This window comes from Photobacterium leiognathi (assembly GCF_030685535.1).
GTDB classification, from domain to species: Bacteria; Pseudomonadota; Gammaproteobacteria; order Enterobacterales; family Vibrionaceae; genus Photobacterium; species Photobacterium leiognathi.
Genome location: NZ_CP131599.1, coordinates 12473 through 27259 on the forward strand (window position 1 = coordinate 12473; position 14787 = coordinate 27259).

The 14787-nt window shown below is 39.9% G+C and carries 14 protein-coding genes; 7 read left to right on the top strand and 7 right to left on the bottom strand.

Annotated elements, in window-relative coordinates:
• The first annotated feature begins 21 nt into the window (after window positions 1-21).
• Window positions 22-750, top strand: a complete 729-nt coding sequence (btsR, locus tag Q7674_RS00050; RefSeq protein WP_045066147.1) for a two-component system response regulator BtsR — start codon at window positions 22-24, stop codon at window positions 748-750.
• 108 nt (window positions 751-858) lie between these two features.
• Here btsR and uvrB read toward each other — a convergent pair whose 3' ends face one another.
• Window positions 859-2829, bottom strand: a complete 1971-nt coding sequence (uvrB, locus tag Q7674_RS00055; RefSeq protein WP_305422158.1) for an excinuclease ABC subunit UvrB — start codon at window positions 2827-2829, stop codon at window positions 859-861.
• A 301-nt stretch (window positions 2830-3130) separates the two neighbouring features.
• On the opposite strand from uvrB, the gene Q7674_RS00060 reads away from it, so the two are divergent.
• Window positions 3131-5149 carry an alkyl/aryl-sulfatase gene (locus Q7674_RS00060; protein WP_045066149.1) on the top strand — a complete coding sequence of 673 codons (2019 nt, stop codon included), beginning with the start codon at window positions 3131-3133 and terminating at the stop codon, window positions 5147-5149.
• 256 nt (window positions 5150-5405) lie between these two features.
• Here Q7674_RS00060 and Q7674_RS00065 read toward each other — a convergent pair whose 3' ends face one another.
• Together Q7674_RS00065 and Q7674_RS00070 are read right to left on the bottom strand one after the other, a co-directional pair.
• Window positions 5406-5732 carry a hypothetical protein gene (locus tag Q7674_RS00065; protein ID WP_144083130.1) on the bottom strand — a complete coding sequence of 109 codons (327 nt, stop codon included), beginning with the start codon at window positions 5730-5732 and terminating at the stop codon, window positions 5406-5408.
• Between the two features lie 406 nt (window positions 5733-6138).
• Window positions 6139-6642 carry a hypothetical protein gene (locus Q7674_RS00070; RefSeq protein WP_045066152.1) on the bottom strand — a complete coding sequence of 168 codons (504 nt, stop codon included), beginning with the start codon at window positions 6640-6642 and terminating at the stop codon, window positions 6139-6141.
• 211 nt (window positions 6643-6853) lie between these two features.
• On the opposite strand from Q7674_RS00070, the gene Q7674_RS00075 reads away from it, so the two are divergent.
• A complete protein-coding gene (locus Q7674_RS00075; RefSeq protein ID WP_045066153.1) occupies window positions 6854-7168 on the top strand; it encodes a helix-turn-helix transcriptional regulator in 315 nt (104 codons plus the stop codon).
• 217 nt (window positions 7169-7385) lie between these two features.
• Window positions 7386-8774 carry an IS4 family transposase gene (locus Q7674_RS00080; protein ID WP_305422580.1) on the top strand — a complete coding sequence of 463 codons (1389 nt, stop codon included), beginning with the start codon at window positions 7386-7388 and terminating at the stop codon, window positions 8772-8774.
• A gap of 45 nt (window positions 8775-8819) precedes the next feature.
• Here Q7674_RS00080 and Q7674_RS00085 read toward each other — a convergent pair whose 3' ends face one another.
• On the bottom strand, window positions 8820-9971 hold the full coding sequence (locus Q7674_RS00085; protein WP_042117060.1) for an iron-containing alcohol dehydrogenase: 1152 nt from the start codon (window positions 9969-9971) through the stop codon (window positions 8820-8822).
• Between the two features lie 242 nt (window positions 9972-10213).
• On the bottom strand, window positions 10214-10456 hold the full coding sequence (locus Q7674_RS00090; RefSeq protein WP_045066417.1) for a hypothetical protein: 243 nt from the start codon (window positions 10454-10456) through the stop codon (window positions 10214-10216).
• Window positions 10457-11379: 923 nt separating this feature from the next.
• Between Q7674_RS00090 and Q7674_RS00095 the strand changes: the two genes are divergently transcribed.
• Entirely contained in the window at window positions 11380-12189 is an 810-nt protein-coding gene (locus tag Q7674_RS00095; protein WP_045066416.1) for a PhzF family phenazine biosynthesis protein, read from the top strand.
• A 189-nt stretch (window positions 12190-12378) separates the two neighbouring features.
• Here Q7674_RS00095 and Q7674_RS00100 read toward each other — a convergent pair whose 3' ends face one another.
• Together Q7674_RS00100 and Q7674_RS00105 are read right to left on the bottom strand one after the other, a co-directional pair.
• Window positions 12379-12990 carry a LysR substrate-binding domain-containing protein gene (locus Q7674_RS00100; protein ID WP_237156754.1) on the bottom strand — a complete coding sequence of 204 codons (612 nt, stop codon included), beginning with the start codon at window positions 12988-12990 and terminating at the stop codon, window positions 12379-12381.
• Entirely contained in the window at window positions 12951-13169 is a 219-nt protein-coding gene (locus Q7674_RS00105; RefSeq protein ID WP_237156755.1) for a LysR family transcriptional regulator, read from the bottom strand. The genes Q7674_RS00100 and Q7674_RS00105 overlap by 40 nt, the downstream gene beginning before the upstream one ends.
• Window positions 13170-13287: 118 nt before the next feature.
• Between Q7674_RS00105 and Q7674_RS00110 the strand changes: the two genes are divergently transcribed.
• Together Q7674_RS00110 and Q7674_RS00115 are read left to right on the top strand one after the other, a co-directional pair.
• The gene (locus Q7674_RS00110) at window positions 13288-13749 is read left to right on the top strand and encodes a RidA family protein (protein ID WP_045066415.1); all 462 of its coding nucleotides are present in this window, start codon (window positions 13288-13290) and stop codon (window positions 13747-13749) included.
• A gap of 2 nt (window positions 13750-13751) precedes the next feature.
• Window positions 13752-14723 (top strand): serine/threonine dehydratase, encoded by a 972-nt coding sequence (locus Q7674_RS00115; protein ID WP_045066413.1) that lies wholly within the window; start codon window positions 13752-13754, stop codon window positions 14721-14723.
• Window positions 14724-14787 lie beyond the last annotated feature (64 nt).

Genomic DNA, 14787 nt, shown 5'->3' on the forward strand with positions numbered 1-14787 from the left:
GCACATAAAAGGTCATGTTAGATGTTAACTGCGCTGGTCATTGATGATGAACAATTTGCCCGTGAAGAGCTGGCTGAGTTATTAGAGGAAACGGGTCACATTGAAGTGATTGGAGAAGCGGCTAACGCCATTATGGGGCTCAAGAAAATCAATGAGCTAAAACCTGATGTGGTGTTTTTAGATATTCAAATGCCGCAAGTTACAGGCATTGAATTACTCGGCATGTTAGATCCCGACACCATGCCATATGTGGTGTTTGTGACCGCTTACGATCAATATGCGATTCAAGCGTTTGAAGATAATGCTTTTGATTATTTGCTCAAGCCTGTTGATCCTAAACGCCTTGCTAAAACCATTAACCGCTTTCATAAAGTCGTCACGCAATCAGACCAGCCTCAAGCAGTATCAGCCCTTGTGCCAGAAAAGCTAGAGCAAATCCCTTGTATTGGTCATAACCGCATTGTGATCATTGCTACCGACAATGTTGAATGTGCATATAGCAATATCAGTGGTGTTCATGTTCGTACGAGTGAGCAAACCGCAAGCACACAACTAACCCTAAAAATCTTGGAAGAAAAAACGCCACTGGTGCGTTGTCATCGCCAATATCTCATCAACATTAAAGCGATCAGCGAGATTAAATTGCTGGAAAATGGACTAGCCGAAATCATCACCACAACAGGATTTGAAGTACCAATCAGCAGACGTTATCTAAAACCCCTGAAAGAGATGCTTGGTATTGTAAGTTAGTCACGCCTTTCCCATTCATGCCTAGACATCAAAGATCTCGGTAATTACAGATAATCAGTACCGAGATCCTTGTGTTCACTCTTCACCTACCTACCAGTAAGCGACTTTTTACATAAAAATAAACTGACGATATAAATCATTAAGTCTTGTTCTGATCTCGCTGATTTGCGTTTCATCATTGGCATCACAAGCTACCAATAGCAGTTTTTCAGTCGCTGTGATCTGCTGGCATAACTCAGATAAGTTGGCACAAAATGCAGTGGTATGTTGTGCTGGCTCTTGGTTTTCAATATTCGCTTTTTGACGTTGAGAAGACGCTGGCGTGATCTGGTGAGCTTGGTTGTACGCTTCCTGACGCTCACGACGTTGTTGTGATTCACTCATCGCTTGCTGCATCGCTGGCGTAATTTTATCTGCATACAAAATCGCTTTACCGTTAGCATTACGGGCTGCTCGACCAATAATTTGGATCAGTGCCTGAGTTGAACGTAAAAAGCCTGCGTGATCGGCATTTAACACCGCCACTAATGACGCTTCTGGAATATCTAGCCCTTCTCGTAACAAGTTAATACCGATCAGAACGTCATACTTACAGGCTCGTAAATCATCAATAATTTCAACTCGCTGCTCGGTTTTTACATCCGAATGAATATAGCTAACCTTGATCCCTAATTCGGTCATTACGTCATACAACGCTTCTGCACTCTTTTTGGTTAAAGTCGTTACCAATACCCGTTCATCTTTTTGAGTTCGTTCTGCAATTTCTTTGAGTAAATCTTCAGTTTGGCTAGCCAATGGGCGTACTTCAACAATCGGATCAAGTAACCCCGTTGGACGAATGATTTGCTCTGTCACATGTTGTTGTGATTTTTTAAGCTCATACTCTCCCGGTGTTGCTGAAACAAAAACTGTTTGCGGCTTTAATTTCTCAAATTCACTAAACATTAATGGACGATTATTCTTCGCCGAAGGTAAGCGGAAACCGTAATCAATCAAGGTTTCCTTACGGCTTTCATCGCTACGATACATGGCTGAGATCTGCGGGATCATCACATGAGATTCATCAATAAATAACAGACCATCTTTTGGTAAATAATCCAATAAGGTTGTTGGTGGTAAAGCGGGATCGCGATCGTTAAGATAACAAGAATAGTTTTCTAGTCCTGAGCAATAACCAAGCTGCTGCATCATCTCAATATCATGCATAGTGCGCTCATATAGCCTTGCCGCTTCTACAATGCGATTTTGATCATTGAGTTCAGCGACTCGCGCTTCTAAATCTTTTTCAATTTCAATACTCGCTTTTTGTAATTTTTCTCTTGATGCGGCATACAAGGTTTTTGGTGACACAAAGTAATGTTCAATATCGCCTAAAACTTTTCCAGTAAGTGGATCTATCCATTGCAGCTTTTCGATCGTGTCGTCAAACATCACTACACGTACGGCTTTTGATTCTGAATCTGCAGGAAAAATATCAAAAATTTCACCATGAACACGGAACGTTGCTCGTTCAATAGTACGCTCACAACGGCTGTATTGCAGTGCCGCTAAACGTTGAATGAAATCTTCACGATCTAACGTCATCCCTACCGATAATGGAATTTGTACTGCACGATACTGCTCAGGATCGCCTAAACCATAAATCGCAGAAACCGAAGCCACCACAATTACGTCTTTACGCTCAATTAACGATTTTGTGGTCGATAAGCGTAACCGCTCAAGTTGTTCATTGATCGCGGAATCTTTACGAATAAAACGATCACTGCCGGGAATATAGACCTCAGGCTGATAGTAATCGTAATAAGAAACAAAATACTCAACGGCATTTTCAGGAAAGAAACGTTTCATCTCGCTATAGAGTTGGGCAGCCAATGTTTTATTGTGCGCAAGAATTAAGGTTGGGCGTTGCAGGCGATGGATCATATTTGCCATCGTGAACGTTTTACCAGAACCCGTTACACCTTGAAGCGTTTGATGGGTCACGCCTGATTGAATATTACCAATCAATCGCGCTAACGCTTCTGGTTGGTCACCAGAAGGTGGATAAGCAGAATGCAAAATAAACGTGTTCTGAGACATAGACATTACCTTTTAATAAGTGGCTGTTGTCAGTATACATAACGAGTGACTTTTTACCGCTTAAAGCCGCTTAACCTAACAAAAAACCATTTGAAATATTTTTATAATCAACAAATTAAAAGTAAAACACCGCATTTAACTGCCTATTAAAACAGTCAGCTTTGGCTAGCAGCATATTAGAATTAACCACTCGATACATAACTAACAGTGATGTTTTACATACGGTTTCATGCATATATTTTGATATGTTAACACCATAAAGTGAGCTCATCCTTTAGAACGAGATACCACGAGGCTCACTATGACAAACCGTTTTGCACCCTCAGCGATTTCACTTGCACTTCTAGTTTCTTTTTCAGCAACAGCTGATTACGCCAGCTTAGAGACCTACCAAGGTAAACCTGCAACCAAGCATACTCAGCAAGCCAATACGACATTGGCAAAAACACTACCTTGGCAAGATATCAGTGCTTTTGAGCGCACAAATAAAGGCTTAATTGCAGAGTTTGGCAGCCATGAAGCTGGCGAGCTAAAAAACCGTTTTGACTACATGTCTGATATGAGTGTGGATCAATTACCTGCATCGGTAAATCCATCTATTTGGCGTCAAGGTATGCTGAACTATACCGCAGGCGGTTTGTATCAAGTCACCGATGGCGTATATCAAATTCGTGGCGCAGATTTATCAAATATGACGATTTATCGCACTGATAACGGTTATGCTATTCATGATCCTCTGCTATCGAAAGAAGCGGCGGCAGCATCATGGGAGTTTGCCAAAATGCATCTGCCGAAAATTAACGGTGAGCACAAAATTACCGGCATGATTTATTCACACATGCATGCCGATCATTTTGGTGGTTCTCGCGGTATTTTTGAGTCAGGTGATTTTGTTGAAGGTGCGCCTATCTATGCCCCAAATGACTTTATCAAAGAGCTGGCTGATGAAAATGTCATTGCAGGTGCTGCAATGGGACGTCGTGCTAACTACCAATATGGCACTACACTCGATAATAACACCCAAGGTATTGTTGATAATGCGCTCGGTTTAGGTACATCACGGGGTGAAGTAACCCTGGTTGCCCCAACACAAGAAATTGAAGAGCGTGAAAAAATAGTCACCATTGACGGATTAGAGTTCCATGCCATCAATATGCCAGGTGCCGAAGCGCCAGCAGAAATCGTGCTCTATATTCCTGAATACCGCTCATTAAATACAGCGGAATTAACCTACGACGGCATGCATAACATCTACACCTTCCGTGGGGCAAAAGTGCGCGACGCACTGGTTTGGACTAAGTACCTAACCGAGCTAAAACTGCACTATGTTGATAATGGTCTGGTTGACAATATTCATGCCGCCCACTCAGCCCCTGTTTGGAATGATGTAAAGACCAAAAACAATGAAATTGCAGACTATATGACGCTCCAGCGTGATAACTATGGCTTTATTCATAATCAGGCGATGCGCCTCGCGAATCACGGTGTAACGATCCATGACGTTGGACGCGAGATTGAAAAAATCGTGCCTCAATCTCAAAAAGACACATGGCATACCAATGGCTATCACGGCTCATATAGTCACAATGCACGCGCGGTGGTGAATTTATATCTTGGTTATCATGATATGAACCCGGTTAATACCAACCCATTACAAACAAAAGATAAATCATGTGTCTACGTAAAAGCCGCTGGTGCAGATACATTATTTAAAGCAGGACAAGCATATTTTAAAAATGGCGAATATCAAGAGGCATCACAGTTGTTTAATGATCTCGTGCAATGCGACCCAAGTAATATCGATTACCGATTTGCCCTCGCTGATAGTTTTGAGCAACAAGGCTACCAGTCTGAAACCATGGCTTGGCGTAATTCATACCTACAAGGTGCTGTCGAGCTTCGCACCGGGGAGATCCAACCATCAATTAAACTCGCATCAGCAGATGTGATCGCCAATACTCCAACAGGGATGTTCTTAGACTTCCTAGCTGTAAGACTCAATGCAGAGAAAGCAGAACAAACTGGGTTAGACTTTAATTTTGGGATTCATCATCCAGATTTAGATGAGTCTTACTACGGTGAAGTTTCCAACTCTAATATGGCAAATATTCAAGTTGAAGAATTACCTAAAACAGATGTTGCCCTACAAATCACGAAAGCAGATATGACGGCAATGGTTTTAAGTCAAGTAACTCTTGATGAGTTAGTGAAATCCGGCAAAGCAAAACTAACGGGGAATACGTCTCTGGTTACTCAACTTGCTAACTCATTAGATGACTTTGATGGCATGTTTGAAATCCTTCCAATGCCCGAAAAATAAGTACTTCTCATCATGAAGTAAAGCCTCTGTGTTCAGCCTGTATCTGGTTAAACATAGGGGCTTAATTATCTCTCACCCACCTAATTATCACTTTATCTACATTTCCATAGTAGCCATAAAAGGCTCTGATAATACGAGTGCGTTATAGCCATACGTATCACTGTTACCCTAATAGTAAGAACCAAGCTTTTAATCCAGATATGCTTATTAAAAAGGATTCGAAGATGATTCCTTGCCATTTTAATATTAACAGCCACTACTCATTTTTTTCTGCACGGGAAACTAGGATATTACATCTGTCACCCCAAGATACTTTAAGGTTATATCTTGGGTTATCGGATCCAATAATAACTATATTTATACCTTTCTGGGAGGAGTATAATGACTCGCATGAAGGCATTCCCTCCACTGCAGTCAAATCTTCATTAAATTTAAACTCTACTCCACCATGCATATCTGAAGCCATCATAGACTTAATAGTAACAGGAACGAGCTGTCGCCCTTCTGTACCCAATTTCGAATCATCAGATGCAGCAAACACCGATGCAGAAGCTAATAACGACAAAAGTAACGTTTTTTTCATGTGACGTACCATAATAATCTCCTTAAATATAATTCGCACACATCAAATGCAATCAAGCGCATATTGATTGCAACATGCCCAGTAGATGCTAGTACAGGTAAAGAGAATTACTATTTTTTTAAAGCGAATTTTCTATCTGCTTTATTTAAACAAAAAGTTGCAGGCAACATTTGTTTCTTATATCGATAAATCAATTTGTGAAAAAGTTACGGTGATATTGGTAATGGGGCATTTTGTGCAGGCTTTACCGAAGCAGGTGTTGATTCATGCCAAGGAGATAGCGGGAGAACAGGATGCGCGGAACCAAATAAGTATAGTGTATATGCTGATATTGCAGCATTAAGTGAGTTTATCGCTTCAATTATGAATATAAAAAAGCCTACAAAATGCAGGCTTTTTTGTAGCATTAGTTTTTATCGCAATAACACTGCAACACTCTATTATAGTGCTGTTTTGCTTCATCTATTTCAGCAAAAGTATACGAACTAATAGACACCTCTGCCCCTTTACTTGAGCGATCATAAACATAAGCCATTAGCTCACTTTCAAAGGTTTTTTGTTCAAGTAACAGTTCTACTTTTTGACCTTGCTGATTCTTATAAGAAATATAATTTTGAATGTAGCACTCACCACGTATTCTGCCGCCGCCTGTTTTAACATGGTTACCAAGTTTGTTAGTTGTAGGATCAAAATCCAATAACGCGACGAACAATTCTAAACTTTCTACGACGTCTTTATCTTTCGCACCAAAAACACGATTAGCCGCACGAGGAAAACGATCTCTTAATTGCTTTTCTAATGCACGTACGATGTCATTATGATCTGACGGAGAAAATTTCCCAGGCTCTAACTTTCGATAAAGGCTAATAAGTTGCGCTTCTGTGTTTCTACCTGACAAGATAGAAGCCATGATTTTATCTTTTAACGGTGTATTCATTTTTATTAAGAAAAACAGGAAGATAATGCGTTTTAACTCAAAGCAATAATGGTATCAATAATGAATAAACATTATGAAACAATTCACTGAAAAATGACTTACATTTATTTCTCAATTTGCTGAATATCGATACAATCTTGCCGACTGACATGTAGAAGTACAAACATATAGAAGAACTAAAACAATGAATAACACTAACGCATTTCACTTACTACTTAAGCAAAGTCGTGAAGAACACGGTATGACGCAAGTTGATGTCGCGAAAAGCCTTAATATTGCAAGGCAGACTTACTTAGATTTAGAGTACGGACGCACACAACCACGACTAGATACACTCTTAACACTAGCATCACTTTTTAATAAAAGTGTCGCGTTTTTTGCGGGTGAACGCCCCTCATTAGATGGGTTTGAAACAAAAGCGTTATTTGAAGAGTTGCAACAACGTTATGTGGCGCTTTCCGATAACATGCCTGATACAGCCACAGCTACCCCAGAATAAAAAAAAGGCCACTGACTGATCAGTGGCCCTTACCGACAATATCTACAGACAGCACCTAGATACATCGACGGTTAAATATTTTGCAAGGATTAGGTTGTAAGGCTGAGAACCCCCCTGTCTCTTATACACAAATCCCTAAGCCAATGCTTGGGGATTTTTTTGAACTAATTTTATGTTTCATGATCTGATCATCTAAGCAATGATAAGGATGATTATGATGACCTATATAGAACCAACTCTTTGGGCTCAAAAACAATTCGGTCAAGCCGATCTTAATGACCCAAGACGCACTCAAAGACTCGTTGCTCTAGCTACCTCTCTGGCTGAACAACCTGGTGTCCCTATCTCAAAACTCATCATCTCCCCAGCCGATATGGAAGGGGCTTATCGCTTTATTCGTAATGACCAAATCAAAGCAGAAGATATTGCAGAAGCTGGATTCTATGTCACAGCACAAGAAGCTTTAGAGCAACAAACACTGCTTGCATTGGAAGATACCACTTCTCTAAGTTACTCACATCACAGCATACAAGATACACTCGGGCATTCCAATCAAGGTAATCGACACAGAGCAATGTTCGTTCATTCAACATTGCTTTTTGCTCCCGAAACTCACACTGTGGTTGGTTTAATCGAACAACAACGCTGGACCCGAGATATTGAAAAACGTGGTCAAAGACACCAGCACGCAACTCGACCATACAAAGAAAAAGAAAGTTATAAATGGGAACAAGCATCTCGCCATGTTGCAGAGCGACTAGGCGAGAAAATGTCAGAGGTTATTTCTGTATGTGATAGAGAAGCCGATTTATTCGAGTACCTCACTTACAAGCACGAGCAACAACAACGATTTATCGTTCGCTCAATGCAAAGTCGCTGTATCGAGGAGCATGATAATCGTCTTTATGACTACGCTTCCAAGTTGTTATCAGCAGGAAGCAAAGAGCTAAAAATACCGCAAAAAGGCGGTCGTAAGTCTCGCACGGCTCATCTAGACATCAAATATGCTCCCGTGACACTTAAGTCTCCCGCCAATAAAAAAGAGTTCGATAATATCTCTCTCTACTATGTTGGATGTATAGAGCAAGGTGAGAGTGACGACAAGCTCGCATGGCATTTACTGACATCAGAGCCTGTAACGAACAAAGAGGAAGCACTTAAAATCTTCAGTTATTATGAGCGTCGTTGGCTGATAGAAGATTTTCACAAGGTTTGGAAAAGTGAAGGCACGCAAGTTGAACAACTGAGAATGCAAAGTAAAGATAACTTAGAAAGGCTCAGTGTTATTTTGGCATTTATTGCTACTCGTTTACTCCAGTTAAGATTTATGAACGAATCTAAAGAGTTATCTAGTAGCTGTTGTGAACGGGTGTTAAAAGGTAAAGCGTGGAAGCTTATGTGGTTAAAATTAGAGAAGAAAAAAATGCCCAAAGAAGCACCAAATATATCGTGGGCTTACAAAAGTATTGCACGGTTAGGTGGTTGGAAAGATACCAAGCGGACGGGTCGCGCTTCTGTAAAGACATTATGGCAAGGATGGTTTAGGTTACAAACCATCCTTGAAGGATATGAACTAGCTAAGTCTCTTGAACACAATGACTTGTGATCAAGAGACAGGAGAAACCCCAGCCTTTTTGTAGGGTGTTGCGTATTACATGCGTGCTTTGAAGATCGCTACGATTTCTTCTAGGCTCGCTTTGCGTGGGTTCGTTAAAGAACACGCATCGTTTAGAGCGTTTTGCGCCATGAACGCTAGCTTATCTTCAGTTACACCTAAATCAGCTAGGCGTTGCTTGGTGCCTACCTTTTCAGATAGTGCATCAATGGCTTCAAGGGCTGCATTTACTGCTTGCTCTTGGGTCATTGCTGCAGTGTCGATACCCATTGCTTTCGCAATATCAACAAAACGCTCTGGTACTTGCTTCGCGTTAAAGCGCGAAACTTCTGCCAATAGGATGGCGTTACATAGGCCATGAGCCAGGTCGTAAACACCACCTAATTGGTGTGCCATTGAGTGAACGTAACCTAAAGATGCATTAGAGAATGCCATACCAGCAAGGTACTCGCCGTACTGCATTGCATCACGTGCTGCGCGATTTTGACCGTCGTTCACAGCAGTTTCTAGGTTGTTTACAATCAGCTCAATCGCTTTAATGGCAGAGGCATCAGTGATTGGTGTCGCTGCAGTTGAAACATACGCTTCAACGGCGTGCGTTAATGCATCCATACCGGTTGCAGCGGTTAGGAACTTAGGCATTGCTACCATTAGCTCTGAATCGTTCACTGCAATAATTGGCGTGAAGTGCTTATCAACCACTGGGTATTTGGTTTCATCTTCTTGGTTAGTGATGATTGCAAACACTGTCATTTCTGAAGCAGTACCTGCTGTTGTGTTCACGGTTACCAATGGAAGCTGTGGCTTTTTAGAAAGGTGTACACCTTTAGAGTAATCACGAATATGACCACCGTTCGCTGCCACCAATGCGATACCTTTAGCAGTATCGTGTGATGAACCACCACCGAATGAAATCACAAAATCAGAATGGCTGTTTGCAAGTAGCTCTAGGCCATCTTCAATGTTTTTCTCTGTTGGGTTTGGCTGCACACCATCGTAAATAGTGAAATCAATACCGTGAGCGGTTAGCTCGTCAGTTAGCTTGCTAACTAAACCCACTTCAACTAATACACTGTCTGTCACGATTAGGGCTTTTTTCAGCTCTTTTGACGCAAGTTCCGCACCTAAAGATTGAATAGCATTAGGACCCATTAATGTTACAGGTGGCATGTAGAATACATTGCTCATAATGAAGCTCCGTTAATATTTAAGAATTTATGTTGGCTTATCGCATGTGCCATAAACCGGAATTTTTTACAGAGTGTGAGTAGCAAAGTGAGTGTTACCAGCACCGAATCGTTATGGTTGTTGTTGGTGTCGATGCCGACATCTTCTCATTTACTGAAATATAAACAATAGAGTTAAAAGTAAATAACTATTACGTACAGGTAATAATAAAAGTGAGCGTATTGTTTGCAGCGCTCAGCGGCTTATTTATCTGCTGCTGATAGTAGTTTTTCAGCAAAGCTTAGGTGCGCTTTAGGTTGAGTGAACACCACACCAGAGTGTGAACGCTCTGCAGTGCCTTGTTTTTGGTAGTGCTCTACATTCATGCTGTTAGCAACAGCTTTTTCAAATTGTACGTTACCTGTGAAGTCGCCATCTTTAGCTGAAACGTTGTAAGACATAGCGATAATAGCGGCTGCGATGGTTGCTTTAATAACTGTTTTCATGAGTAATAAAACCTTGTGTATTTATGTTTGTGAACGCCTTGTGCGTTTCGATGGGTGTATTATTAATAATTACCTAAAAAACAACAACACACCCAAAACACAAAAGATTATTACCAAAATGTAATAATAAGTACCAAGGTAAGGTATGTAGAGAAAGGAAGGGAGCAGTAGAAAGCGAAGCCATCTAGTAATCACTACTACGTTTGGCATAGATTGACGAATCAGTGTGACGTAGTGTTATTAAGATACAGCCTAAAGTGACATCTATAAGAACAGATCATAAAGCTAAACTCATTTCTGCTCCTTTCCTCTTGAGTGCTTTTACTTATGCGAATAATAGTAATGTAATTTTTGATTAGCTGACTGTTTATCTGAACAACTATAATCAAGCATGATATCTATTTTATTTCATATAAAATAAAAGATTTAGTCTTACCTAAAAACCAAAGATAATTAAAATATTATGATTTTAATTCTAGTAAGAAAGATTTTTAAATACATTTTTTTACTTTCTAAACCGAAATAAATTTAAGATTAACCTCATGATAATTATAACTTTAACAGAATGCCTTTGACATTGTTTGAGATGTATTATTCTTATAAAAACAAGACCTTACAAAACAAATTAAATGCTAATTTAAATTTATTTCTAACATTAACCCTTTCATTAAAAATTTATTTTAGGTACAGTGCCGCCGTCACTGTCTAAGTTTAACTGATCTTTTTAATTTAATTTTTAACTAAAAAAGCCATTTACCAATAACTCTTTTTTTTGCTACTTTGAATTTAGTTATTTTAAGTTTGGCTTATTGGCACAGCTCAGATTCAAGCGTTTTAAAATATCATCTCAACACATAACAAGGTCATAAATACAGACAAAAACTGGCTAGTAACAGCAACGTTATACTAAATATGGAGACCTAATGGATTTAGAAATTTATCAAGTTGATTCGTTTACGACAAAAGCGTTCAAGGGAAATCCTGCGGGAGTCTGTATAACGGCCAATGGCTTAAGTGAAAGTTTGATGCTTTCAATTGCTGAAGAAATGGCTGTATCTGAAACGGCATTTTTATCGCTTTCTGATATGACGTTAAGGTGGTTTACACCTAAAGCAGAGGTGAAACTATGTGGTCATGGAACACTCGCTGTTGCTCATGTGCTTAAAGAGCGTGGACAAGTAAAGTCAGGTGATAGCGTTAATTTTAAAACACTATCAGGCACTTTAACTGCACTCATCAATGAATCTACAATCGAATTGGATTTCCCATCACCAGTCATTGAATGTGATATTCCTCAATCCCAAGAACTACTCGACAATTTAGGTTTAGAAGAAAGTCATGTTCGCTTCTTTGGAGGCTTTGAGACGAAGGTCTTTATAGAAGTTGACAGTGAAGAAACACTACTAAATATTCAGCCCAATTTTGAAGCCATGAAACAAAGAAATGGTCGTGGTGTTCTAGTAACTACCCAATCGGAAAGTAACGAATTCGACTTTATTTCGAGATACTTTGCACCTTGGGTTGGAGTAAATGAAGATCCTGTTACAGGTTCAGCACACTGCGCTTTAACCGTATATTGGTCAGAAAAACTGGGTAAGTTAGATTTTAAAGGTTATCAAGCATCTGAACGCGGTGGGCATGTTGCGACTGAACTTTTATCTAATGGACGCACTAAATTGATAGGTGCTGCAGTAACCGTCATTAAAGGGATTATGCAGGTATCTGCCGCATAACTGCAAATCAGGGTATGTGTCAAATAGTCGGCACATATCTAAACGTTAGACAAAACCCAAACTACCTCTTAGTCAGTAAATATAACTGTGTGGCTCTTTCCTTTCCGTTAACATAACAAAATATTCCACAACACAACTTCGTCAAAAACTACCTCGATAAGAGAAGTAGTCATTGGTTTTTAGCGATAGCTACGTACGTAAAGAATCTATAAACAGGTTTAGCAGATGAGGTTGTTGAGGATGGTAAGCACTAATCGCAACAATTCTTCTTTGGTACTTTTTATGAGGTATCGTTATGATATTAATGTCATTTTTGAATTTATCTAATGCAAACCAGTAAGGAATAACAGAAACACCGACGTTATCCGCAACAAGTTGAGTGATAATTTCCAAAGAATCGAGATCAAAAATAGGCTCTAATGTTATTGCTTCAGCTTGAACATAAGATTCAGCGATTTTGCCTCCCCAACACCTTGGGTCATAACGAATATATGGATTCTGACTCAATATTTTTTTTGCCGTACTGTGCACACTCTTATGACAGATCACAGCTAACGGCTCTTCTCTTAATATCCAATACTGTAAGCTTTTGGGAATGTCTCCGAATGGCATCATCATAATTGCAGCGTCAATATCGCCATCAATCACTTGTTGATATAAATCAATAGAGTTCCCGGGGGTAATACTAAATTTAGCGTCAGGTGCTGCCGTACGAAGATACTGTAATATAGAAGGTATATAAGCCGTTAACGATGTTGAATTTACACCAACGCTTTTGCTTTCGGCAATAGCATTAAACAACTATTCGTAGGTTGTACAGTATTCCCCGCTCGACTAAAAAGCTTACACTTAAACTCTCTTTCAAGTGATTGAATTCTCTGACTTACAGCCGCAGGTGTGAGAAGTTGCTCTCTTGCAGCAGCTGCAATAGAACCTTGCTCAACAACGGTAATAAGCGTTTCAAGAAAGCGAGTATCCATAGTTTTCCTTACGAATGAAGAAACAATAACTTAGTTTTTCTAATGACTTTTTCCCACTAAAGTATCGTTACTTTTTAGTGAAGTCCAACTCAAGTGCTGAATAATAAGAGAAATCCTAATGTTAACAACACAATGCTCCCAACAAGACGATACCAAAAGCAAACCTAACCGTCCGGGAGGATTATATTCTAGCTATGTAAAAATGGGTGATCAGTTATATATATCAGGACAAACATCAAGAGTTGATGATTGTGTTATGCAAGGGCGATTAGGGGATACCCTCACCATTGATGATGGAAAAAAAGCCGCTCAACTATGCGCACGTAACGTACTAGATCAAGTTGATCAATTCTGCCACGACAATGCAGCTGAAATAAAAGCAACGATTAAATTACAAGTTTTTATGCAAGCTACTGAGAATTTTAATGATCATGCCAAAGTCGCTGATGGTGCCTCAGAATATTTACAAGAAAAGCTTGGAGAGCAAGGTCGACATTGTCGAACCGCTGTTGGGGTAGCAAGCCTTCCTCGTGGTGCTGCTGTTGAAATTGATGCCATTTTTGAATTAGTAAGCGACTGATTATGTTAAATAAAAAAGAAATAGAAACCGCTTATAAGCGCGTACAACCACATCTAAAGTCCCTGCCTTTAATGACAAGTGATTATATTAATACACAGCTTAATGCTGATGTTTTCTTTCAATTTGAAGGTGCTCAAATCACAGGCTCGTTCAAGGTTAGAGGTGCATTGAATACGCTGCTAACGTTAAAAGAGCAAGGCAAGATCCCTAAGCATGTTGTGACATTTAGTTCCGGTAATCATGCTCAAGCCGTCGCGTATGCATATAAAAAATTAGCGATACCTGCGACAGTTTACATCCCCAAAACAGCCGCTGAATTTAAAATAAAAATGACACGCTTTTTAGGTGCAAAGGTTGTTGTGACTGATGATAGAAAAGAAGCAGAGTGCTTTTCGCAACAGCTTGCAGAGCAAGGGGCAACATTCATCCATCCCTACGATAATGACGACGTTATCTTAGGACAAGGTACAAGTTGCTATGAGGCATTATCCAATGGATTACAGCCTGATACGATTTTTGCACCAATCGGTGGCGGCGGCTTAATTAGTGGGACATTGCTCGTGGCGCAACGATTATCCCCCTCTTCACTTATTATCGGTGGTGAGCCACAGCAAGCTAATGACGCTTATCAAAGCTATATAAAAGGTAACATTGTTGGTTTTAACAACTCACCAAACACAATTGCAGATGGCGCAAGAACCTTGCAGATCTCTGAACGTACTTTCCACCAAATAAAGCAACTGGATGATATTTTGTTAGCTTCTGAAAAAGAGATAAAAGATTGGACCAGACTTCTTTTTTCTCATTTAAAAGTTACGGTTGAACCTACCAGTGCTGTGGCAATGGTCGCTTGTCAAAAGTGGTTAACGCGTCAGGATCAAAAAAAGCGTAAATCTGTACTTGTCATTCTTTCTGGTGGCAATATTGATGACACCACTTTTCAGGCACTTTGGGATAAAGAACATATAGAGTAAAGTTGCTCTATCATAAGTTATTCAGTGGTCTTTGATATCTACCGCTGGTTTAACAAGAATTAGG